Consider the following 21,112-nt stretch of genomic DNA (forward strand, 5'->3'; position numbering starts at 1 on the left):
CTCCAGTGAGACGCCGCGGTGAAGACAAGCCCGCGGGTTTAGCCGCGCCGCTTCGTCTTGATCAGCTCCAGGCGCTCCTTGAGCAGCTCCTCGAGCTCTTCGACCGAACGGCGCTCCAGCAGCATGTCCCAGTGGGTGCGCGGCGGCTTGACCTTCTTCGGCTCGGGCAGGTCGCCCTCGAGCAGGGTGCCTTCCAGGCCGTTACGGCACATCCAGGTGCCGGGGATCTCCGCGTCGTCGGCGAAGGGCACCTCGAACTCTTCACCGTTGTCGGTGCGGTAGCGCGCCATCCGGCGCGGCGCCAGGTCGTGGTTGCGGTCGGTCTCGTAGCTCACGGCTCCCAGCCGACTGCCCCGCAGAACACGATCAGCCATGACCCACTCTCCTTATGCCTATTGGTGAAAAATGCCTCGCGAGTGTCAACGCGAGCGAACCCTCTGAAGTTCCCGGCGCATATGGCGCGACCTCTCATGATACCGGGAACGTCGCGGTCCTCGGACTAAGGTGTTCAGACGTGCCTCGCAGTCCCCGCCCTCAACCGTGCCGATGGTGCGGTCGTGACGTCGGCGATGCCGGGATCGGTCGGCGGCGGCAATACTGCCGGCAGTCCTGCCGCCAGCGCGCCTACGAGCAGCGCGCCCTGATCAGCAGCGGGAAGACAACCGCGCTGACGCCGGACTCCGTGGTGCTCTCCGCCGACGAAGCGACCGCCCTGTCCGACCGGGTCTATCAGGTGCGATGTGCGGCCGAGGACATCGCGACCGCCCTGTCCGAAGAAGCTCCCCACGATGAGCTGCGGAAGCTGTGCGACACGCTGCTGCAGGCCGTCGATTCGGCCGACCGCTGGCGCTGATCGTCAGCTGGCGCAGCTGAACTGTTCGCCGGCGTCGGCGGGCGGCGGCACCGGGTGCAGGCAGCCGAAAGTCCCGATGCCCGCCGGGCTGAATAGCACCGCCGACCGGTGGGCGTAGTTCACGCAGATCAGCCCCACTTGATCCGCCCGACAGCGGTAGTCGCCGAACGACAAGGCAGACCCGTCCGTCAGCTGCGCCCCGTCGCCGTGCACAAACCGACCCGGATCGCCGTGGGCGGAGCCCACCCGCAGCGTGTTGCCGCCGAAGTCGACCCAGCCGCCCTTCCATTCGCCATAGATGTCGGCGGGCTGCGCGGGCGGGTTCGCCAGATCCACCACGCAGGCCAGGGCGCTGTCGGGGGAACTGGAATCGCTGATGCAGGTGGTGGCGCGGCGGGGCGCAGCCGCCACCGTGAAAGCGACATCATCGATGAGGTCGGTGACTTCGCCGTCACGGGTGGCCTTGTGGTACTCGGCGACGTCGACGGGTTGGCCGGCTTCTATCCAGGCAATGACATCGGCGATCGCTGCGCCCTCAGCAGGGGGAGCGGGCGGCCCCGACGGCTTCGCCGCCGTTGACGTCACCGACGCCGACGGCGGGGCCGTGCTGGCGGGAGACGACCCAGTCGAAGTCGGCTCCGGCGCTTCGACCTTGGCCCCCGAACATCCGGCGATCAACAGCAATACGGCGATCAGCCCGGTGAGACGCATGCCGTTAGGCTAACCGGCGCCGAATTCGCTACCGTTCGCCTCATGCATAACCACCCTGTGCAGGCCCGCATCGCCACCGGCGTTGTGGAGGGTTTCGTCCGCGACGGGGTGCGCAGATGGCGATCCATTCCCTTTGCCCGACCACCGATCGGGCCGCTGCGGTTTCGGGCGCCCCAGCCGGCCGAATCGTGGTCGGGTGTGCGCCATTGCCACGGATTCACCAATTGCGCGCCGCAGGAACGGCTCTACACCGTCCTGGGCCCCGGTCGGTTCCAGCCGACCAGCGAAGACTGCCTGACGCTCAACGTGGTGGCCCCGGAGGACGCCGACGCCGGCCCGCTGCCGGTCATGGTGTTCATCCACGGCGGCGGCTACATCATGGGCAGCTCGGCCACCCCCATCTATGACGGCGCGGCGCTGGCCAGGCGCGGCTGTGTGTACGTGTCGGTCAATTACCGGCTCGGTGCGCTGGGGTGTCTGGACCTGTCGTCGCTGTCGACGTCCGACGTCACCCTGGACAGCAACCTGTACCTGCGCGACCTGGTGCTCGCCCTGCGCTGGGTCCAGGAGAACGTCGCGACGTTCGGTGGCGACCCCGACAACGTCACCATCTTCGGGGAAAGCGCGGGCGCGCACGCGGTGGCCACCCTGTTGGCGGTGCCCGCCGCGCAAGGTCTGTTCACCCGGGCGATCGCCGAAAGCCCGGCCGCCGGGCTGGTGCGCAACACCGACATCGCCGCCGCCTTCGCCGAGCGATTCGCCGCGCTGCTCGGGGTGCGGCCATCCGACGGCGCCCAGACGCTGCTGCGCGTGACGCCGTCGGAGCTGCTGGCCGCCCAGGACCGATTGATCGCCGACGGCAACCGGGACATGCTGGGCGCGTTCCCCATCGGCCCGGTCTGCGGCGACGACGTGCTGCCGGTGGACCCGGTTGAGGCGATGCGGCAGGGCTCAGCCCACCGTGTTCCGCTCATCGTGGGCAGCAACGCCGATGAGGGGCGGCTGTTCACCCGGTTCTTGAGGATGCTGCCGGTCGACGAGCCGATGGTGGAGGCGGTACTGGCCGGCACCGAGGCGGGGGTGCGTGATCGCATCATCGCCGCCTATCCGGACTACCCGAAGCGGGCGGCCTGCGTCCGGCTCGGCGGCGATTTCGCCTTCAACGCTGCGGTGTGGCAGATCGCCGAAGCCCACGGCACCCATGCACCCACCTACGTCTACCGCTACGACTACGCGCCGCGGATGCTGCGCTGGTCGGGCATGGGTGCCACCCACGCGACCGAATTGTTCGCCGTGTTCGATGTGTACCGCAGTGGCGGGTTTGGCCGGCTGTTGACCGCCGGCGCGGACCGCCGGACGGCGTTGCAGGTCAGCAAGCAGGTGCAGCGCCGCTGGGGCGCGTTCAGCCGGGCGGGGGTCCCGGGCGAGGACTGGCCGGCCTACACCGCCGACGATCGCGCCGTCATGGTGTTCGATCGCAAGACCCGTCTGGAGTATGACCCGGCCCCAGAGCGCCGGAAGGCCTGGCAGGGCTTCTCACTAGCCCACTGACGGTCAGGCGCGGGTCACCCGGGTACCGCCGGCCAGCTCGTCATGCTTGCCCTGCTTGGTCGGGCTGCCGCTGATCGTCACGGCGATCACGACGTAGGCCACGAAGGCCAGCAGCGCACCCAGATAGGGGACCACGGCCAGCAAGGTGAACGAGTTGCGGATGGCCGACTGCGAAGCCGTCGGCTTCGACACCCCGTCGGGCCCGTGCACCGCCAGCCCGAGTAGGCGCTTGCCCGGGGTGGCCCCCTGAGTCACCTCGAACAGCACGAAGTAGCCGAACGTCAGCGCCCCGGAGAACAGGCCGGTCACCAGGAACGGGTAATCGTCGGAGAACAGGAAAACCGACAGGAAGAACGCCACGATGCCGACCAGCACACCGTCGAGCACGCGGGCCCAAAAGCGCCTGCCCAGCCCGCCCGGTTGCTGTCCCCATCCGGGCTGCGGACCCCAGCCCTGCGGCGGCGGGTAGCCCCCGGGCTGACCGTATCCGGGTCCATATCCGGGACCGTTCGGGCCGAAATCGCCGGTTGTCATCAGATTTGCTCCTGACCACGTTGGATGTTCGCCAATGTACCGTGACCAACAGGGGCGGAAGCGGTTTCTGCGGAGGGCGAAACGGCGCGCTGATGTACCAGATCTCGGTGGCGCTCATCGTCGCGTCGCACCTTGCGTTCGTCGGCTACGTCGTGGTCGGCGGCTTTCTCGCCGTGCGGTGGCCACGCACCCGGTGGCTGCATGTAGCGGCAGTATTCTGGGCGGTGCTGATAGTCGTAGCGCATCTGGACTGCCCGCTGACCTGGCTGGAGCGCCGGGCTCGCGCCGCCGCCGGAATGGCCGCGCTGCCGGCGGACGGATTCATCGCCCACTATCTGACCGGTGTGCTTTACCCGCCGGCGTGGACCACCGCAGTCGAGGTCGCGGTGCTGGTAACGGTCCTCGCGTCCTGGGCGCTGTGTGGCCGAGAAGCGCTGCGGCGCCGACGATACTGTGGACGGATGCGGGCGCTGGTCATCGTCGATGTGCAGAACGATTTCTGCGATGGGGGAGCGATCCCGGTGGACGGCGCCGTGGCCGTCGCACAGGAGATCAGCCGCTACCTGGACAGCCCCGCCGGCAAGACCCGCTACGCGCACGTGGTGGCCACAAAGGATTGGCACATCGACCCCGGAGCGCATTTCTCCGAGCATCCGGACTGCCAGACGTCCTGGCCGCCGCACTGCGTCGCGGGCAGCCCCGGTGCGCAATTTCATCCCGCACTGAGCACCGACCGGATCGAAGCGGTCTTCAAAAAGGGCGCTTACGACGCCGGATACAGCGGCTTCGAGGGTGTCGATGACCAGGGCACCTCGCTGGGCGATTGGCTGCATCATCGCAAGGTGCGAGATGTCGACGTGGTCGGTGTCGCAACCGATCACTGCGTGGGCGCTACCGCCAAAGACGCTGTGCGCGCGGGGTTTTCCACCTCCGTGTTGTCGCGCCTGACCGCGGGCACCTCCGCCGAGTCGACCGTCGCCGCGCTGGCGGCAATGCGCGGCGCCGGAGTCACTGTGATGGAGGAGGCGATCTGATGACCGACACCCAGGCCACGGAGCTGCTGGCCGCAGTCGAGCAATCGCCGGCCGCGGCGGCCGCCCACGATAGGGCCGGTTGGGCAGGGCTGTTCACTGCCGACGGCCGTGTGGAGGATCCGGTGGGTTCGCGCCCGCACGTCGGCCCCGAGCAGATCGGCCGGTTCTACGACACGTTCATCGGTCCGCGCGACATCACCTTCCATCGTGATCTGGACATTGTGCGCGGGACGACGGTCGTTCGGGATCTGCAGCTCGAAGTCGCGATGGGACCGTCGGTCACCATGCACATTCCCGCGATTCTGCGCTATGACCTGCACGAATCGGCCAGCGGCTGGGAGCTGCAGCGCCTGCGTGCCTACTGGGAACTGCCGGCCATGGTGGGGCAATTCCTCGGCAACGGTGTCGCCGCACTGCCCGCCGGGATCGGGTTGTCCCGATCGCTGCTGCGCAATCAGCGACTGGCCGGCGCCGCCGGATTCGTTTCCGGGTTCCGCCGTCCGGGCAGCAGGGGTAAGAAGTCGGTAGAAACATTCCTGTCGGCGATCGCAGCGGGCAACACCGCTACCGCCAGGGGTCTGCTATCACCCAGTGCCACAGTCACTTACGGTGACGACACCGCTGTGGACCTGGCCGAGCTCGGCACGCAGATCGCCGGCGCACGCCTGACCAAGATGCTGGCCGCCGGCAGCACCGTGGCGGTGTCGATCACCTCGGCGCAGCGACGCGCCGTGCTGTTCTTCGACGTCATCGGCCGCGGCGCGCCGATCAGCAAGGTCCGGTATTTCCCAGGAGCCTGATGAGGCGCGACAGCGGCGATAAACTCACCTACGTGCCGAGCTTTCGAATTGCCGAAGTCGCCGAGCTCCTCGGGGTCAGCGACGACACCGTTCGCCGATGGATCGACTCTGGTCGCCTGTCGCTGACGACGGGCAGTGGGCCCCGCATGGTCGACGGTGCCGAGCTGGCTCGGTTCGCCCAGGAGCGCGCTGCCGTCGAACCGGTGTCACGCAATCCCGTGGTCGGCCAGTCGGCGCGCAACCGGATGGTCGGGTTGGTCACCAAGGTCACCCGCGACACGGTGATGGCACAGGTCGAGGTTCAGGCCGGCCCGTTCCGGTTGGTCTCGCTGGTCAGCAGGGAGGCCGCCGACGAACTGCAGCTGCAGCCCGGCAGCCTGGTCGTCGCCTCGGTCAAGGCCACCAACGTCGTCGTCGAACTGCCACGACGCGCCGGCGCGGCCAGCCACACCGACCCGGCGTCGGAATTCGGATAGGTCACGCCAGCAGGATCGCCAGCGACGCCGTCGACAGCGCCAGGTAGGCGGCCGGGAATCCGATGTTGGACAGCACCCCGGCCCGAATGTGGGTCACGACGGCCCCGATGAAGTAGGCGACCAGCCCGGCCGCGGCGGCGACACCGAGCAGCGGGATTCCTGCCAGGCCGACGAGCAGGCCGGCGCCGCCGGCCAGTTTCAGTCCGCCCAACAGCGGCAACCAGGACCGCGGCACACCCACCCGCGCGGAATTGGCCAGGACGAACTGCGCCGGAATGAAGTCGGGTACGGCAATGGCGATGGTGGTGACCGCGGTGACCACGATGGTCACCAGATAGATCGTCTGTACGCTCATGGTGTTGCTCTTCCTGTCGTCGGTGGATCTGGCTCTATCCCTGTGACGACTCCCGAACGGGAAAGGTGACCCATGGGCAACACCGACGTTTTGGCCCTGCGGTTCGAGGACAACCGCCGACATCTGCATTCGGTGGCGTTTCATCTGCTCGGCTCGGCGGCAGACGCCGACGACGCCGTCCAATCCGCCTGGCTGAAGGCCAGCAGTGCCGACTTCGCCGCGGTGGACAATCTGCCTGGATGGCTCACCACGATCACCGCACGCACCGCGATCGACCAGTTGCGGGCACGCTCACGCCGCATTGAGCAATCACTGTCGGATGCACCCGAGTGGGACAGCGCCCCAGCCTTGGCCGTACCGGCCGCCGACGAGGAGGTGCTGCGTGCCGAGGAGGTCAGCCGCGCGCTGCTGGTGGTGCTGGACCGGCTGTCACCGGCACAGCGCGTTGCCTTCGTGCTGCACGACGTGTTCGACGTGCCGTTCGAGCAGATCGCCGGATTACTCGACCGCTCACCGGATGCCGCCAAGAAACTGGCCAGCCGTGCCCGGGCCCGATTGCAGGCCGGCCCGGCTGAGCAACCGCGACACCGCACCGAACATCTCGAGGTCGTGAGCGCCTTCCTGGCCGCCTCGCGCGGTGGCGACATCCCGGCCCTGTTGGAGTTGTTGGCGCCCGACGTCGTGCGGCGTGTCGACCCGGTGCTGATACCTGCCGGCGCGCCCATCGAGATGCGCGGCGCCGGGGATGTCGCCACCGAGACCCGGCAGTTCACCCGGCGGGCACGAGCCGGTGCCGTGCTGCTCATCGATGGTGCTCCGGGCATCGCGATCGCGCCCGGTGGTCGCCTGCTGGCCCTGTTGCGCATTGGAATCGGCGCCGACGGGCGCATCCACACCATTGATATCGCCGGCGATCCGGAGCGGTTACGCGCCGCGACGCTGCAACTCCCGCAGACCTGATCCGCTGCAAGAACACGTGACGGCCGCCCATGGCGGCGGGTTCTGCTTTGATGGGTCACGCGAACCGATGTGAGGGGGACGTCCGGTGCCAGACGAAACGACGGCCGCAGGGCAGACAACGGCTGCGGGTGAGACAGCAGCAGCGGCGCAGCCACCGGCCGCGGCGGTAGTGGCGCGCGGCATCACGATGACCGGGCCGTGGGGGCGCGTCTTCGGACCGCTCGATTTGGACGTCCCGGCCGGCGGCACCACCGTGCTGGTCGGACCTCCGGGGTCGGGTCGCACCGCCCTGATGATGAACCTGGCCGGCCGGATGAAACCGTCGTCGGGCACGCTCACCGTCCTCGGGCGCAGCAAAGCCCGCGACATCTTCGACGTCGCTGCCCTGGCCGGGATCGAACAGCTCGACGCGATTTTCGAGTCGGTGACGGTCGCGGACCTGATCACCGAACAGATCCGCTGGGATGCACCCTGGTATCAGTTGGTCCGCCGTGCCGGGGATGCCGAACGCGACGCGATCTGCGGCCCGGTCTTCGGCGACCTGCCGGTACCCCAACTGCACGATTACGTCGAGCATCTCGACGAAATGACCGGGCTGTTGTTGCGCATCGCACTGGCCAACACCGCACGTCCACCACTGCTGGTGGTCGGCAGCATCGATGAGATCAAAAACAGCCGCGATCGCGCCATCCTGCTTACGCGGCTGGTCGCGCTGGGGGAGAAGCAGACCGTGATCACCTCGTCGGCCAATCCGATTCCAGACGGGTTCGGGCTCGCCGGGCAGATCACCGTCGACCGTCTGGAGCGCGCGGAGCTCGTTCCCGGCCGACACGAGAAGGGGAACCGCTGACCATGCTCGCCGGAATGTCATTGGGCACCGACCTCAAACGCTATTCGCGCGGCACCATGCCGCGGCTGGCCCTGATCACCATCATTGTGCTGCCGCTGCTCTACGGCGCGATGTATCTGTGGGCGTTCTGGAATCCGTTCGCCGCCATCGACAAGATCCCGGTCGCCCTGGTCAATGAGGACACCGGCGCCGTGGTCTCGGGTGAACAGTTGCATGCCGGTGACGAGGTCACCCGGGCGCTGATCGACTCCAAGCAGCTCGATCTGCATCAGGTGTCGGAAAGCGAGGCCGTCAAAGGAGTTTCCGACGGAACCTATTACTTCTCGATCACCTTGCCGTCCGACTTCAGCACGGCGGTGGTGTCCCCGGCGGGCCCGAACCCGCAGAAAGCGCAGATCCAGTTCCGCTTCAACGACGCCAACAACTACCTGGCCTCGGTCATGGGGCAGAACGCCGCCCGCGAGGTGCTCAACGAGGTGAGCGCCAAGGTCGGCCAACAGGTGATCGGTACCGCGCTGACCCAGGTGACCGAGGAGGTCAAGAAGGCCGCCGACGGCGCGGGCCAACTCGCTGACGGCTCAAAGACGTTGGCCGACAACATGGGAACGGCCCGTGACGGTTCGGCCGCGCTCGCCGACGGAATCCGTCAGCTGTCGAGCGGTGTTCACAACGCCACCGATCCGCTGCTCAAGATGACCGATGACCTGGCCGCTATGGGCTTCGACCCGAACGCCGCCGGCGCGGCCGCCGCCAGCCTCAGCGGCAACCTCAAGACGGTGAGTGACCGGATCGCGTCGCTCAACGTCAACTACCAACAGGCCGCCGGAATCGTCAACCAGGTGGTGGACGGGCTGCGCGCCAACCCCGACCCGGCGGTGCGCGGACTCGGTGACACCCTTGCCGGCGCGCAGCGCCTGCTCGACGTGCAGGGCCTGGACCCGGCCACCGACGAGGGCCTGGCCAACCTCCGCGCCGATACCCAACAGCTGGAGAACGATCTGGCCAATCCCAGCAGCGGACTGCGCACCTTCATGACCCACGCCCTCGACGGCGGCCTCAAAACGGATGTGCTCGCGCTGCGTGACGGGGCCACCGCGCTGGTAGCCGGTGCGAACCAGCTCAGCGACGGCCTGGGCCAATTGACCGACGGCAGTAATCAGCTCAAGGACGGTGCTGGGCAGCTGGCGTCGGGACTGGGCGAGGCCGACCAGCGTGCGTCCACCATCACCGACCAGCAGCGTGTCGAGGTGTCGGCAATCCTGGCCAGCCCGGTCGGGGTGGACATGGACTTCACCCATCACGCCGCCACGTTCGGCACCGGGTTCGCCCCGTTCTTCTTGCCGCTGGCGCTGTTCATCGGCTCGCTGATTGTGTGGATGTTGTTGACTCCGCTGCAGACTCGCGCCATCGTCAACGGTCTTGGAGCGCTGCGGGTGGTGCTCGCGTCCTACTGGCCGGCCCTGCTGCTGGGCGTATGCCAGGTCTTGCTGATGTACACGGTGGTGCACTTCGGGGTGGGGTTGCAGGCCCGGCACGCCCTGGGCATGGTCGCCTTCCTGGCGTTGATCGCCGCGTCATTCCTGGCGATGATCCAGGCGTTCAACGCCGTACTCGGTGTGGCCGTGGGCCGGGTGTTCACCCTGGCCTTCCTGATGTTCCAGCTGGTGTCGTCCGGCGGGGTGTATCCGGTGGAGACGACGGCGAAACCGTTCCAGATACTGCATCCCTACGACCCGATGACCTACGCCGTCAACGGGCTGCGCCAGCTGACCGTCGGCGGCATCGACGAACGACTGTGGACGTCGGTGGCCGTACTGGCGGGGATCCTGGTGGTGTCACTGGTTGCCAGCTCCTGGGCCGCGCGCCGAGATCGCCAGTTCACCCTCGAACGCCTCTACCCGCCGATCGAAGTCTGACGGTTTCGCGGGTGCCGCCCTCCGGTGCACGATCGCTCACGCGACGCAGCCTGCTGCGCGGCGCCGGAGCGATCGGGGCCGCAGCGCTGCTGCCCGCAACGTCGGCCTGCGGCAGCGACGACGACGCACTGACCTTCTTTTTCGCGGCCAACCCCGAAGAGGCCGACGCCCGGATGCGGATCGTCAACGCGTTCGGACGCGAGCACCCCGATATCCGGGTGCGCACGATCCTGGCCGGCGGCGACCCGACCCAACAGATGTCGACGTTCTGCGCCGGTGGGAAATGCCCGGACGTGCTGATGGCCTGGGAGTTCAACTACGCCGGACTTGCCGACCGCGGCGTGCTGGCAGACCTGAACACCCTGCTGGATCGGGATCGGCAGTTCGCGGCGGCGTTGCGCGCCGACAGCATCCCCGCGCTGTATGAGACGTTCGGCTTCAACGGCGGCCAGTACGCGTTCCCGGAGCAGTGGTCGGGTGCGTTCCTGTTCTACAACACCAGGATCTTCGCCGAGGCCGGTGTGCCGCCACCGCCGGGCCGCTGGGACACGCCCTGGACGTTCGACGAGTTCCTGACCACCGCTGCCGCACTCACCGAACGGTCCGGTAATGGCCGAGTCACCCAGTGGGGCTTCGTCGACACCTGGTCGCCGCCGTATTCGGCAGCGCTGTTCGGCATGAACAACGGAGTGCCGTGGGCGGTGCCGCGAGTCAACCCGACCCACCTGAACTTCGACAACGATGACTTTCTCGCCGGGATCCAGTTCTACGCAGACTTATCCAACGTGCATCGCGTGGCGCCCGCCGCCGCGGACACCCAGTCGATCTCCACCATGGGCCTGTTCACCGCGGGCAACGCGGCGATGGCGCTCGGCGGACACTGGCGCTACCAGACCTTTGCGCAAGCCGACGACCTGGATTTCGACGTGGCGGTGCTGCCGACCGGCCCGGCTGCCGCGGCCAAGGGCATCGCGGCCCGATCCGCCATCGGCAGCACCGGTCTGGCCATCGCCGCCGACAGCCGCCACCGGGAACAGGCCTGGGAATTCGTCAAATTCGCGGCGGGGCCGATAGGGCAGTCGCTGATCGGGGAGTCCGGACTGTTCGTACCGGTGCTGCGATCGGCGATCGACTCACCCGGATTCACCGCCGCCCACACCGGAATCCGCAACCTTGCGGTGCTGACCGGCGGCCCGGCGCATTCGGAAGGACTGCCGATCTCCCCGGACTGGCAGAAAGTTCACGCCCTGATGGACCGTGCCATCGGGCCGGTACTGCGCGGCAAGCGGCCCGCGACTTCTCTGAAACGAGGGCTTACGCCGCAGATCGACGAAGTGCTGGCCACCGCATGAACCCCACCCGCAGACGAGCACGCGCAGCACGCTGGTTCATCGCCCCGAACCTCGCGGCGGTGGCGGTGTTCATGGCGTTCCCACTGGCGTTCTCGCTCTACATGAGCTTCCAGCGTTGGGATCTGTTCACTCCGCCGAGCTTTGTCGGCGCCACCAACTACCGCGACCTGTTCACCGGTGATCCGTTGTTCGGCATCGCGGTGCGCAACACGACGGTGTTCACCCTGGGCACCGTGATTCCCACAGTGCTGATCAGTCTGGCAGTGGCGGGACTGCTGAACCGGAAGATCAAGGGTATCGGTCTGTTTCGGGCCATCGCCTTTCTCCCGTTGGCGGTGTCCTCTGTGGTGATCGCGGTGGTGTGGCAGTTCGTGTTCAACACCGACAGTGGACTGCTCAACATCATGCTCAGCTGGTTCGGCATCGCACCGGTGCCGTGGCTGACCGAACCGCACTGGGCGATGGCCTCGTTGTGTCTGGTGAGCATCTGGAAGAGCGTGCCGTTCGCGACGGTGATCCTGTTGGCGGCCATGCAAGGTGTGCCCGACTCCCTGCACGAGGCGGCGCGTATTGACGGCGCCGGGGAGGTGCGGCGCTTCGTGTCGATCACCGTGCCGATGATCCGCGGGGCGGTGTGGTTCGTGGTGGTGATCTCGGTGATCAACGCATTCCAGGCCTTCGATCTGGTCTACGTGCTCACCGGCAGCAGCGGCGGGCCCGAGACCGGCACCTACGTGTTGGCCATCATGTTGTTCCAGCAGGCCTTTGCCTTCCTGGACTTCGGGTACGCGTCCGCGCTGGCCTGGGTGATGTTTGCCGTACTGCTGGTCCTGACCGTCGTCCAGCTGCGCTTGTCGCGACGGAATGCGGTGGACCAGTGACCCGCCCACCGGCGCGGCACCGCATCGCCGGACTGCTGGGCGTCTACGCCGGGTTGGGCGCGGTCACCGCCTGCGCGTTGTTCCCGATCCTGTGGGCGTTGTCGGGCTCCCTGAAGCGCCAGGCTGAGATCAGCCAGCCGCTGTTGTTGCCGGCCCATCCGCAGTGGTCGAACTACGTCGAGGTGTTCACCCGAATGCCGTTCTGGCGGATGCTGTTCAACACCATCCTCTACGCCGGTTGTGTGACGGCCGGACAGGTCTTCTTCTGTTCGCTGGCCGGTTATGCCTTCGCCCGGCTGCCCTTCACCGGCCGTGACACCCTCTTCGTGCTCTATCTGGCGACGCTGATGGTCCCGTTGACGGTCACGGTGATTCCGCAGTTCATCTTGATGCGCGTGTTCGGGTGGACCGACACGATGTGGGCGATGATCATCCCCGGGCTGTTCGGCAGCGCGTTCGGCACCTACCTGATGCGGCAGTTCTTCGCCACCCTGCCCATCGACCTGGAGGAGGCCGCGATCTTGGACGGCTGCTCGCCGTGGACGATCTATCGGCGGATTCTGTTGCCGCACGCCAAACCTGCGGTGATGGTGCTGGCGGTGCTGACCTGGATCAATGTCTGGAATGACTTCCTGTGGCCGCTGCTGATGATTCAGCGCAAGGGCATCGCCACCCTGACCCTCGGATTGGTGTGGATGCAGGGGGAGTATGTCGCCGAATGGCCGGTGCTGATGGCGGCATCCATGCTGATGCTGGCCCCGCTGGTGATCATCTACGCGATCGCCCAGCGGGCCTTCGTCAGCGGGATCGCGGCCACCGGCTTCGGTGGACGGTAGTCAGGAGAACGCATTGGCTTCAGTGACCTTCGACGCGGTGACCCGACGCTACCCGGGTGCCGACCGCCCCGCCCTCGACGCGTTGAGCCTCACGGTCGAAGACGGTGAGTTCATGGTGCTGGTCGGGCCGTCCGGGTGCGGCAAGACGACGACGCTGCGGATGTTGGCCGGCCTGGAACCCGTTGACGCCGGTCAGATCTACATCGGCGATCACGACGTCACCGCCACCGACCCTGGCCATCGCGACATCGCCATGGTGTTCCAGAACTATGCCCTGTATCCGCACATGACTGTGGCGCAGAACATGGGTTTCGCCCTCAAAGTCGCCAAAACCCCCAAGGCCGAGATCCGCGCCCGGGTGGCCGAAGCCGCCCAACTGCTGGGCCTGGCAGAACTTTTGGGGCGCAAGCCCAAGGACCTCTCCGGCGGCGAACGCCAACGAGTCGCGATGGGCCGAGCGATCGTGCGACGGCCGCAGGTCTTCTTGATGGACGAGCCACTGTCGAACCTGGACGCCATGTTGCGGGTGCAGACCCGCAACCAAATCGCCGAGCTGCAGCGGCGGCTGGGGATCACCACGGTCTATGTCACCCACGATCAGGTGGAGGCCATGACGATGGGCGATCGGGTCGCGGTATTGCGCGACGGGGTACTGCAGCAATGCGCGCCGCCGCGTGAGCTCTACCGGACCCCGGCCAACGTGTTCGTCGCCGGATTCATCGGGTCTCCCGCGATGAACCTGTTCACCGTTCCCGTCGTCAACGGCGCGGTGTCGCTGAGCGAGTGTCAGATCGACATTCCGGCGGAGATATTTTCTGCTGCACAACAGGTGGTCGTCGGTATTCGACCCGAGCACCTGCAGATCGCCGATCGCGGGATCGGCGTCGACGTGGACTTCGTCGAAGAACTGGGCGCCGACACCTACCTGTACGGCGCGACGGATGACCCGCAATCCCCGCAATCAGTGGTCGCCCGGGTTCCCGGTAACACCGAGGTGCGGCGAGGCGCCCGGTTGTCGCTGGGCTTCGACGTGACCGATCTGCACTTCTTCGGCACCGACGGCGCCCGGCTCGGGTGAGCGACCGTCCATCAGCTTGACGCCGCGACCGGGCCCGAGGGTGATCACCAGGTGGTGCAGCATCAGGATGAACGTAATGCTCCAGGCGGCCAGCGCGATCCAGCTCTCGACCGATCCGATGTAGTAGACGATCGGTAGATGGTCCGCCTGCCCCAGGTAGTGGCTGCCCACCCCGTACATGCCCAGCGGGAAGATCACGCTCCACCACGGCGCTTCGTAGCGCAGTGGAACCCGATGCACGACGTGGCGCCACACTCCGGCGGCGATCATCGGCGGGATCAGCCAGGTGCCGAACGCCCAGAAGACCACGGACGTGCCAGCGATCAGACCGCGAGTGGCGTGCACCATCGGCGCCTCGGCCATCTCGACGATGTGGGCACCGGCCAGCACGGTGATCGCGGTGGCGCCCATCGCCACCCAGTACTGCGGAACGAGGTCTTCGGGAAGCAGCGGGTAGAGCAGCAGTCGCAGGGCCACAAAGATTCCGGCGGCGCCGTAGAGGAATACGCCGACCGACCAGGACGTCACGGCGAGCAGCGCCAGGCTTTGGCGCCACGGCTCGGACACCTCCACCTCGAGCACCGCGGCCAACACCGCGATGGACTGGCTGGCCACCACCCAGATGAACCAGGTGCCGTTGGCCCGGCGCACCACCGGCCGCTCCGCGGTCCCCAGCACCGCTGTCCACGGAATGAGATAACCCAGCACCAGCCAGGCCAGCGTGCTGACCACCAGCAGGCCGACCGCGACACTGCTGTGTCCGTCGATGACCAGCCGGGCTCCCAGCACATTGGTGGCGGACACGAACGTGAAGAAGCCGAACGCGCGGCCGGAATCGTAGAGATCGGCCAGGAATTCGCGACGGAAGCAGGCGACGCGCACTGTCGATACCACGATCAACACCAGGTAGGAGGCCACTGTCACCCACAGCAGCAGCACCGAAACCCCGTGGGATTTCTGGTGGTACATCGCTGTCGACACCATGCCGCTGGCCATCACCAGTGCGAAGTAGCCCGGGTTGAGCGTGCGGACCGCCTCACGGGTCCCGGTTGTCTGCCCCGTCGTCACTGCGCCACCGGTCCCAGTCCCTCACGTTGCCCACCGAAATCGTGTCTCGGTATACCACCGGGCCAATCCCACGTTGGCGGATTACGGGCAACCAACACCGATCTCTACGCTGCCCAACAGTGGAAGCCCGGCGTCAATCGAGCAATTGCCGCAGCACGTATTGCATGATGCCGCCGTGCCGGTAGTAGTCGGCTTCGCCGGGGGTGTCGATGCGCACCGTCGCATCGAATTCGATATCACCGGCCTGGACATGCACGGTGTCGGGGATGGTGTCGCTCAGTGCGGTGACCCCGGTGATGTCGAAGGTCTCTTCACCGGATAGGCCCAGCGAATCCGCGTCGGCGCCGTCGGGGAACTGCAGGGGGAGCACCCCCATCCCGATCAGGTTGGATCGGTGGATGCGCTCGTAGGACACCGCCAGCACCGCCCGCACGCCGAGCAGCACGGTGCCCTTGGCGGCCCAGTCACGCGAGGAGCCGGATCCGTATTCCTTACCGGCCAGAATCACCAGGGGAGTGCCGGCTCCGAGGTAGTTCACCGACGCGTCGTAGATGGTGCTGACGGGGCCGTCGGCCCGCGTGAAGTCGCGGGTGAAGCCCCCTTCGGTACCGGGCGCCAATTCGTTGCGCAGCCGTACATTGGCGAACGTGCCGCGGATCATCACCTCGTGGTTGCCGCGCCGCGAGCCGTAGGAGTTGAAGTCCTTGCGTTCGATTCCATGCTCCGACAGGTATTTTCCGGCGGGCGAGTCGTAGCGGATGGATCCGGCCGGGCTGATGTGGTCGGTGGTGACCGAGTCACCGAGCTTGGCCAGCACCCGGGCGCCGGTGATATCGGTGAGCGGCGCCGGGTCGCGGGTCATGCCGTCGAAGTACGGGGGCTGGCGCACGTAGGTGGAATCCGGTGCCCAAGAGAAGGTGTCGGTGTCGGGGACGTCCAGGGAACGCCAGCGCTCGTCGCCGGTGAAAACGTCGGCGTAGCTGGAGGTGAACATCTCGGCCTGCAGGTTGTCGTCGACCACGGCGGCAATCTCGTCGGTGGTGGGCCAGATGTCGCGCAGGTACACCGGTTCCCCGTCACTGCCGGTGCCCAGCGGATCGGTCAGCAGGTTGACGCGCAGTGTTCCGGCCAGGGCGTAGGCGACCACCAGGGGCGGGGAGGCCAGGAAGTTCATTCGGACCTCGGGGTGGATGCGGCCCTCGAAGTTGCGGTTTCCCGACAGCACCGAGCACACGGTCAGGTCGTTGTCGATGACGGCCTTACTCACCTCGGGGATCAGCGGTCCTGAATTGCCGATGCAGGTGGTGCAGCCGTAGCCGACCAGGTTGAAACCGAGCTTGTCCAGGTAGGGGGTCAGGCCCGCCCGCTCGTAGTAGTCGGTGACCACCCGCGACCCGGGCGCCAGGGTGGTCTTCACCCACGGCTTACGCGACAGCCCCTTGTCGACGGCGTTGCGCGCCAGCAGTGCCGCGCCGACCATCACCGAGGGGTTCGAGGTGTTGGTGCACGAGGTGATCGCGGCGATCACCACGTCACCGTTGTCGATCTCGGTGCGGGTGCCGTCGGCGAGTTCGATCGGCTTGGCATCGGTCCGCCAGGGGAGCTTGTCGCCACCGGCCCACTGCTCCCGCGGCTTGCCTTCGGATTGCGATTCACCGAACGCGATTGGGTCGCTGGCCGGGAACGACGCCGCCGACGCCTTGTCCAGGTCGGACAGGGCCTGAGCGGTGGTTTCGGCGCCGTCGAGCAGCGCAGCGACGGTGTGCGGGGCCAACCGCAGCGGAATGCGGTCCTGTGGGCGTTTGGGGCCGGCGATCGACGGCTCAACACTGCTCAGATCCAGTTCCAGCGTCTGCGAATAGACCGGTTCGCGATCCGGGTCATGCCACATGCCCTGCTCTTTGGTGTAGGCCTCCACCAGCTTGATCTGATGCTCGGAGCGGCCGGTCAGGCGCAGGTAATCGCAGGTGACGCGGTCGACCGGGAAGATCGCGCAGGTGGCCCCGTACTCCGGGCTCATATTGCCGATCGTGGCCCGATTCGCCAGCGGGACATTGGCCACGCCAGGGCCGAAGAACTCGACGAACTTACCGACCACCCCGGTGGCGCGCAGCAGCTCTGCGACCGTCAAGACCAGGTCGGTGGCGGTGGTGCCGGGCTGCAGTTCCCCGGAAAGTTTCAGTCCGACCACCGGTGGGATCAGCATGCTCATCGGTTGGCCGAGCATGGCCGCTTCGGCCTCGATCCCGCCCACACCCCAACCCAGCACGCCAAGGCCGTTGACCATCGGGGTGTGCGAGTCGGTGCCGACCAGGGTGTCCGGGTAAGCCAGCGGCCCGTCGGCACTGTCGCGAGTGAAGACCACCCGCGCCAGGTACTCCAGATTCACCTGATGGCAGATACCGGTGTCGGGTGGAACCACGGAGAAGTCATCGAACGCCTGCTGGCCCCAGCGCAGCAGCTGATAGCGCTCGGCATTGCGCTCGAACTCCAGCTCGGCATTGATCGCGAACGCGTCGGTGCGGCCGAAGACGTCGGCGATTACCGAGTGGTCGATCACCAGCTCGGTGGGGCACAGCGGGTTGATACGGGTGGTCTTGCCGCCCAGCTCGGCGATCGCGTCGCGCATCGCGACCAGGTCGACCACACACGGCACCCCGGTGAAGTCCTGCATCAACACCCGCGCCGGCGTGTAGGCGATCTCGCGGCCGTGCGCGGCGCTCGGGTCCCAGGCGGCCATCGCGCTGACCTGCTCGGCCGTCACCAGCCGGCCGTCTTCGTTGCGCAGCAGGTTCTCCAGCAGAACCTTGAGACTGTAGGGAAGTCGCGCCGAGCCATCGACGCGATCGAGCCGCCGGATCTGATAGGCGGTGTCGTTAACGGTCAGCCGGCCTCGGGTTCCGAAGCTGTCGAGGTTACGGTCTGCGGCCATCGTGGGCCCCTCTCACCAGGCGGATCGGTTACCACCGACCCTAGTCCGCATTACCGCCGGGACCAGGGGGAGAGGGCTCTCAATCAGCCTTGCTGTGCCGCACGCTCCAACACCGGCCGCTTGTCCGGGCAGTAGGTGTTGACCGAGGCGCCGAGGAACTGCCAGGCCTGCGCCTGGTTGGTCCCCTTCTGGAGGTTGGGAGTGATGAAGCGGACCGACTTGGCCGCGTCGCCGTCGACGCCCTTGTCCAACCGCTCGCAGACGATCTTGCCCAGCCAGGCGTTGTAGTCCCGCGGGCCGTAGATGCCATAGGTGTGCAGTTCTCGGGCGAAATCGGTGTCGGGGTCGGCGTGGGCGGGTGCTGCCAGGGTCACGGCCAAGCCCAAGACCGCTGCGGCGAGGGTCGTCGATTTCATGAGATGCAGTGTAGACCCATCTGCTTAGGTGGTCTTCCTTTGCAAGCGGGGGAGGCCGGCGCCAGGCCGCGCTCACCTGCGCGAATCATGCGCAATGTGGCGCCCGTCGCCCATTCAGATGTGACGAGCAAGACAATAAGGAATTTATGAGGTTTATAAATTTGTGACTATTAGCCAAATTTCTCGTATTGTGTCTCCCCGTGGGCCGACACGAGTTAGCCAGCCAGCGCAAACGATCATCGGTATTGATGGCTGCAGTCCTCGCACCAGCTGCATTGTTCTTTGCTGTGGGAGGTAGCGCCAATCCTGCGGTGCCGAAAGAATCCATTGCCGTGGTTGCTGAAGACAATTCACCAGGCGGTTTGCAGCTGGTAGCCGCACCCGTAGCGAACCCGGAAGCGGGCCCGCCCGCGCGGTTTGCCGTGGCATCACGAACGAGGGCCGTACCGCGGTTTCTGCCCGCGGGAGTCGCCCCGGAGCGGGGCCTGCAGGTTCGCACGATCCAGGCCGCTCGCAGCATCAGCGACGCCTTTCCTCAGATCATGCAGATCGGTGGCGTACGGGCCGACGCGCTGCGCTGGCACCCCAACGGGCTGGCGCTCGATGTGATGGTCCCCAACCCGGGCAGCGCCGAGGGCATCGCGCTCGGCGATTCGATCGTGGCCTACGTCATGGAGAACGCCGGCCGCTTCGGCCTGCAGGACGCCATCTGGCGCGGCGTCTACTACACGCCCGGCGGCGGGGCTCAGCGCGGCGGCTACGGCCACTACGACCACGTCCATGTCACCACCACCGGTGGCGGATATCCCAGCGGCAGCGAGGTTTACCTGCGCTGACGACCGACCTGACGGTCAGCGTCGCGGACGGCGTCGCGCTGCTCACGCTGAATCGGCCACAGGCCCGCAACGCCTACACCGCACAGATGGGGCAGCTACTGAGCCAGGCCTACCTCGACTGCGACGCTGACAACGCAGTTCGCGCGATCGTGCTGACCGGCTCCGGCGACGCCTTCTGCGCCGGAGCCGACCTGTCATCACCGACAAGTCCGTTCGATGCACCCGAGGACGAGGACGCGTTCACCGCCTCGCCGATAAGCCCGGCGGCATTTGAGTTGAACACACCCGTCATTGCTGCAGTCAATGGTCACGCAATCGGAATCGGGTTGACCATCGCTTTGCAGACCGATATCCGGATCATGGCCACAGACGCAAAATACGCTGTGCCGCAGGTCCGCCGAGGCGTCGTTCCGGACTGCATGGCGCATTGGACGCTGCCCCGACTGGCGGGCACCGCCGTCGCCGCCGACGTGCTGCTGACCGGGCGCACGTTCGACGGGCACGAGGCCGCTCAGATGGGCATTGCCAGCCGCTGCCTGCCGGCCGCGGAAGTCCTCGACCATGCGCTGACGATCGCCCGCGACATTGCCGTCAATGTGGCACCCACGTCGGCGGCGTTGAGCAAGCGGTTGCTGTGGGACACGGTGATCAACGGCTATGGCCCGCGGCAGGTCGCCGAGCTGGAAACCGAACTTCATCACCAGGTGATGGGGAGCCCCGACGCGCGCGAAGGCGTCGAGGCGTATCTCCAACGTCGCGCACCCCGCTGGAGCACAACGCCTTAGCGCGCGTCGACCCCGGCGCCCAGCGGCCGGTCGACGAAGAAGTCCATCAGCGGTTCTGGTCCACCCCCGTAGCTGGAGAAGTCCGTCACGCCGGCCTCCGCCAATACGTCGGCGTCGATGTAGCACTGACCGCTGGCCTCGGCGGCCGGGCGCCGCAGAATCTCCACGGCAGCATCCGCCATGATCTGCGGGCTGCGCGCCTTCTCCAGTAACTCGCCGCCATCGGGGGAGTTGGCCACCGCAGAGGTCGAGATGTAGGTCTCCGGCCACAGGCAGTTGCACGCGATTCCGGCGTCGGCGTATTCAGCGGCCCACCCCAGCGTCAACAACGTCATCCCGTATTTGGACAGCGTGTAGGACGGGTGCACGCCCAGCCAGTACGGGTTCATGTTGATCGGGGGAGCGATCGTCAGCACGTGCGGCGCCGCGGACTTGCGAAGGTACGGCAGGCACGCCTTGGTCAGCAGGAACGTCCCGCGCACGTTGATGTCCTGCATGAGGTCAAACTTCTTGGCGGACAAATGTTCTGACGGGTCGGTCGCGATGGAGCTGGCATTGTTGACGCAGATATCGATGCCGCCGAATCGGTCCACCGCGGCGTCGACGGCGCGCTGCACGTCCTCCTCGCTGCGCACGTCGCCCACGACTGCCAGAGCCTTACCGCCGGCTTCCTCGATCTCGGCGGCCGCGGTGTGCACGGTGCCGGGCAGGCGTGGATGCGGCTCGGCAGTCTTGGCCAGCAGTACGACGTTGGCGCCCAGTCGTGCCGCACCCAGTCCGATGGCCAGTCCGATACCGCGGCTTGCGCCGGACACCACCATGGTGCGGCCGGAGAATTCGGTGCCTGCCACCTGCTGACTCCTCGTCGTCGATGCGGGGGAGTAGCGG

The 21,112-nt window shown here is 66.9% G+C and carries 22 protein-coding genes and 1 pseudogene; 15 read left to right on the forward strand and 8 right to left on the reverse strand.

Annotated features, from left to right (window positions below):
- Positions 1 to 38: 38 nt before the first annotated feature.
- Positions 39 to 374 carry an RNA polymerase-binding protein RbpA gene (locus ACJH5R_RS06315; protein WP_046284032.1) on the reverse strand — a complete coding sequence of 112 codons (336 nt, stop codon included), beginning with the start codon at positions 372 to 374 and terminating at the stop codon, positions 39 to 41.
- 140 nt (positions 375 to 514) lie between these two features.
- On the opposite strand from ACJH5R_RS06315, the gene ACJH5R_RS06320 reads away from it, so the two are divergent.
- On the forward strand, positions 515 to 853 hold the full coding sequence (locus ACJH5R_RS06320) for a hypothetical protein (protein WP_406757030.1): 339 nt from the start codon (positions 515 to 517) through the stop codon (positions 851 to 853).
- A gap of 3 nt (positions 854 to 856) precedes the next feature.
- Here the strand turns inward: ACJH5R_RS06320 and ACJH5R_RS06325 are convergent, their stop codons facing one another.
- The gene (locus tag ACJH5R_RS06325; RefSeq protein WP_406757031.1) at positions 857 to 1,564 is read right to left on the reverse strand and encodes a hypothetical protein; all 708 of its coding nucleotides are present in this window, start codon (positions 1,562 to 1,564) and stop codon (positions 857 to 859) included.
- A 42-nt stretch (positions 1,565 to 1,606) separates the two neighbouring features.
- Between ACJH5R_RS06325 and ACJH5R_RS06330 the strand changes: the two genes are divergently transcribed.
- Positions 1,607 to 3,115 carry a carboxylesterase/lipase family protein gene (locus ACJH5R_RS06330; protein WP_406757032.1) on the forward strand — a complete coding sequence of 503 codons (1,509 nt, stop codon included), beginning with the start codon at positions 1,607 to 1,609 and terminating at the stop codon, positions 3,113 to 3,115.
- Between the two features lie 3 nt (positions 3,116 to 3,118).
- Here ACJH5R_RS06330 and ACJH5R_RS06335 read toward each other — a convergent pair whose 3' ends face one another.
- The gene (locus tag ACJH5R_RS06335; RefSeq protein WP_406757033.1) at positions 3,119 to 3,649 is read right to left on the reverse strand and encodes an RDD family protein; all 531 of its coding nucleotides are present in this window, start codon (positions 3,647 to 3,649) and stop codon (positions 3,119 to 3,121) included.
- A gap of 92 nt (positions 3,650 to 3,741) precedes the next feature.
- Between ACJH5R_RS06335 and ACJH5R_RS06340 the strand changes: the two are divergent.
- The 4 genes and pseudogenes from ACJH5R_RS06340 to ACJH5R_RS06355 all read left to right on the forward strand — a co-directional run.
- A pseudogene (locus ACJH5R_RS06340) lies at positions 3,742 to 4,056 on the forward strand (DUF2784 domain-containing protein); the annotation flags it as partial.
- A gap of 54 nt (positions 4,057 to 4,110) precedes the next feature.
- Positions 4,111 to 4,683: an isochorismatase family protein gene (locus ACJH5R_RS06345; protein ID WP_406781622.1), complete on the forward strand. Its 573-nt coding sequence runs from the start codon at positions 4,111 to 4,113 to the stop codon at positions 4,681 to 4,683.
- Positions 4,683 to 5,483 carry a nuclear transport factor 2 family protein gene (locus ACJH5R_RS06350; protein WP_406781497.1) on the forward strand — a complete coding sequence of 267 codons (801 nt, stop codon included), beginning with the start codon at positions 4,683 to 4,685 and terminating at the stop codon, positions 5,481 to 5,483. The genes ACJH5R_RS06345 and ACJH5R_RS06350 overlap by 1 nt, the downstream gene beginning before the upstream one ends.
- Positions 5,484 to 5,515: 32 nt before the next feature.
- The gene (locus tag ACJH5R_RS06355; RefSeq protein ID WP_406757035.1) at positions 5,516 to 5,959 is read left to right on the forward strand and encodes a molybdopterin-binding protein; all 444 of its coding nucleotides are present in this window, start codon (positions 5,516 to 5,518) and stop codon (positions 5,957 to 5,959) included.
- Between the two features lies 1 nt (position 5,960).
- Here ACJH5R_RS06355 and ACJH5R_RS06360 read toward each other — a convergent pair whose 3' ends face one another.
- Entirely contained in the window at positions 5,961 to 6,314 is a 354-nt protein-coding gene (locus ACJH5R_RS06360; RefSeq protein WP_406757036.1) for a DoxX family protein, read from the reverse strand.
- Positions 6,315 to 6,386: 72 nt separating this feature from the next.
- Here ACJH5R_RS06360 and ACJH5R_RS06365 point away from each other — a divergent pair, with 72 nt between their 5' ends.
- The 7 genes from ACJH5R_RS06365 (at position 6,387) to ACJH5R_RS06395 (ending at position 14,187) form a co-directional block, all read left to right on the forward strand.
- Positions 6,387 to 7,274, forward strand: coding sequence for a sigma-70 family RNA polymerase sigma factor (locus ACJH5R_RS06365; RefSeq protein ID WP_406757037.1), 888 nt, complete (start codon positions 6,387 to 6,389; stop codon positions 7,272 to 7,274).
- A 187-nt stretch (positions 7,275 to 7,461) separates the two neighbouring features.
- Positions 7,462 to 8,124: an ATP-binding cassette domain-containing protein gene (locus tag ACJH5R_RS06370; protein WP_406757259.1), complete on the forward strand. Its 663-nt coding sequence runs from the start codon at positions 7,462 to 7,464 to the stop codon at positions 8,122 to 8,124.
- A 2-nt stretch (positions 8,125 to 8,126) separates the two neighbouring features.
- Positions 8,127 to 10,040 (forward strand): YhgE/Pip family protein, encoded by a 1,914-nt coding sequence (locus ACJH5R_RS06375; RefSeq protein ID WP_406757038.1) that lies wholly within the window; start codon positions 8,127 to 8,129, stop codon positions 10,038 to 10,040.
- A gap of 11 nt (positions 10,041 to 10,051) precedes the next feature.
- On the forward strand, positions 10,052 to 11,392 hold the full coding sequence (locus ACJH5R_RS06380) for an ABC transporter substrate-binding protein (protein WP_406757039.1): 1,341 nt from the start codon (positions 10,052 to 10,054) through the stop codon (positions 11,390 to 11,392).
- Positions 11,389 to 12,273, forward strand: a complete 885-nt coding sequence (locus ACJH5R_RS06385) for a carbohydrate ABC transporter permease (protein ID WP_406757040.1) — start codon at positions 11,389 to 11,391, stop codon at positions 12,271 to 12,273. Before ACJH5R_RS06380 ends, ACJH5R_RS06385 begins: the two co-directional genes overlap by 4 nt.
- A complete protein-coding gene (locus tag ACJH5R_RS06390) occupies positions 12,270 to 13,109 on the forward strand; it encodes a carbohydrate ABC transporter permease (RefSeq protein WP_406757041.1) in 840 nt (279 codons plus the stop codon). Before ACJH5R_RS06385 ends, ACJH5R_RS06390 begins: the two co-directional genes overlap by 4 nt.
- A 13-nt stretch (positions 13,110 to 13,122) precedes the next feature.
- A complete protein-coding gene (locus ACJH5R_RS06395) occupies positions 13,123 to 14,187 on the forward strand; it encodes an ABC transporter ATP-binding protein (RefSeq protein WP_406757042.1) in 1,065 nt (354 codons plus the stop codon).
- Here the strand turns inward: ACJH5R_RS06395 and ACJH5R_RS06400 are convergent.
- From ACJH5R_RS06400 to ACJH5R_RS06410, 3 genes are all read right to left on the reverse strand, one after another.
- Entirely contained in the window at positions 14,071 to 15,183 is a 1,113-nt protein-coding gene (locus ACJH5R_RS06400; RefSeq protein WP_406757260.1) for a tellurite resistance/C4-dicarboxylate transporter family protein, read from the reverse strand. The two genes, ACJH5R_RS06395 and ACJH5R_RS06400, sit on opposite strands and share 117 nt — an antisense overlap.
- A gap of 205 nt (positions 15,184 to 15,388) precedes the next feature.
- Positions 15,389 to 18,187 (reverse strand): aconitate hydratase AcnA, encoded by a 2,799-nt coding sequence (acnA, locus tag ACJH5R_RS06405; RefSeq protein WP_406757043.1) that lies wholly within the window; start codon positions 18,185 to 18,187, stop codon positions 15,389 to 15,391.
- Between the two features lie 83 nt (positions 18,188 to 18,270).
- The gene (locus ACJH5R_RS06410) at positions 18,271 to 18,603 is read right to left on the reverse strand and encodes a DUF732 domain-containing protein (RefSeq protein WP_065041259.1); all 333 of its coding nucleotides are present in this window, start codon (positions 18,601 to 18,603) and stop codon (positions 18,271 to 18,273) included.
- Positions 18,604 to 18,803: 200 nt separating this feature from the next.
- On the opposite strand from ACJH5R_RS06410, the gene ACJH5R_RS06415 reads away from it, so the two are divergent.
- Positions 18,804 to 19,439, forward strand: coding sequence for a hypothetical protein (locus ACJH5R_RS06415; RefSeq protein ID WP_406757044.1), 636 nt, complete (start codon positions 18,804 to 18,806; stop codon positions 19,437 to 19,439).
- Positions 19,436 to 20,224 carry an enoyl-CoA hydratase/isomerase family protein gene (locus ACJH5R_RS06420; protein ID WP_406757261.1) on the forward strand — a complete coding sequence of 263 codons (789 nt, stop codon included), beginning with the start codon at positions 19,436 to 19,438 and terminating at the stop codon, positions 20,222 to 20,224. Before ACJH5R_RS06415 ends, ACJH5R_RS06420 begins: the two co-directional genes overlap by 4 nt.
- On the opposite strand, the gene ACJH5R_RS06425 is transcribed toward ACJH5R_RS06420, so the two are convergent.
- The gene (locus tag ACJH5R_RS06425) at positions 20,221 to 21,045 is read right to left on the reverse strand and encodes an SDR family oxidoreductase (RefSeq protein ID WP_406757262.1); all 825 of its coding nucleotides are present in this window, start codon (positions 21,043 to 21,045) and stop codon (positions 20,221 to 20,223) included. The genes ACJH5R_RS06420 and ACJH5R_RS06425 overlap by 4 nt on opposite strands.
- Positions 21,046 to 21,112 lie beyond the last annotated feature (67 nt).

Source organism: Mycobacterium sp. SMC-19 (assembly GCF_045310815.1).
In the GTDB taxonomy this organism is placed as follows: domain Bacteria; phylum Actinomycetota; class Actinomycetes; order Mycobacteriales; family Mycobacteriaceae; genus Mycobacterium.

Excerpts from the sequence above, each read along its gene's own strand:
- ACJH5R_RS06370 (WP_406757259.1), top strand. The coding sequence starts at position 7,462 with ATGACCGGGCCGTGGGGGCGCGTCTTCGGACCGCTCGATTTGGACGTC.
- ACJH5R_RS06360 (WP_406757036.1), bottom strand. The coding sequence starts at position 6,314 with ATGAGCGTACAGACGATCTATCTGGTGACCATCGTGGTCACCGCGGTC.
- ACJH5R_RS06385 (WP_406757040.1), top strand. The coding sequence starts at position 11,389 with ATGAACCCCACCCGCAGACGAGCACGCGCAGCACGCTGGTTCATCGCC.
- ACJH5R_RS06335 (WP_406757033.1), bottom strand. The coding sequence starts at position 3,649 with ATGACAACCGGCGATTTCGGCCCGAACGGTCCCGGATATGGACCCGGA.
- ACJH5R_RS06365 (WP_406757037.1), top strand. The coding sequence starts at position 6,387 with ATGGGCAACACCGACGTTTTGGCCCTGCGGTTCGAGGACAACCGCCGA.
- ACJH5R_RS06425 (WP_406757262.1), bottom strand. The coding sequence starts at position 21,045 with ATGGTGGTGTCCGGCGCAAGCCGCGGTATCGGACTGGCCATCGGACTG.
- ACJH5R_RS06345 (WP_406781622.1), top strand. The coding sequence starts at position 4,111 with ATGCGGGCGCTGGTCATCGTCGATGTGCAGAACGATTTCTGCGATGGG.
- ACJH5R_RS06330 (WP_406757032.1), top strand. The coding sequence starts at position 1,607 with ATGCATAACCACCCTGTGCAGGCCCGCATCGCCACCGGCGTTGTGGAG.
- acnA (WP_406757043.1), bottom strand. The coding sequence starts at position 18,187 with ATGGCCGCAGACCGTAACCTCGACAGCTTCGGAACCCGAGGCCGGCTG.
- ACJH5R_RS06410 (WP_065041259.1), bottom strand. The coding sequence starts at position 18,603 with ATGAAATCGACGACCCTCGCCGCAGCGGTCTTGGGCTTGGCCGTGACC.
- ACJH5R_RS06315 (WP_046284032.1), bottom strand. The coding sequence starts at position 374 with ATGGCTGATCGTGTTCTGCGGGGCAGTCGGCTGGGAGCCGTGAGCTAC.
- ACJH5R_RS06400 (WP_406757260.1), bottom strand. The coding sequence starts at position 15,183 with ATGGCCAGCGGCATGGTGTCGACAGCGATGTACCACCAGAAATCCCAC.
- ACJH5R_RS06350 (WP_406781497.1), top strand. The coding sequence starts at position 4,683 with ATGACCGACACCCAGGCCACGGAGCTGCTGGCCGCAGTCGAGCAATCG.
- ACJH5R_RS06325 (WP_406757031.1), bottom strand. The coding sequence starts at position 1,564 with ATGCGTCTCACCGGGCTGATCGCCGTATTGCTGTTGATCGCCGGATGT.
- ACJH5R_RS06375 (WP_406757038.1), top strand. The coding sequence starts at position 8,127 with ATGCTCGCCGGAATGTCATTGGGCACCGACCTCAAACGCTATTCGCGC.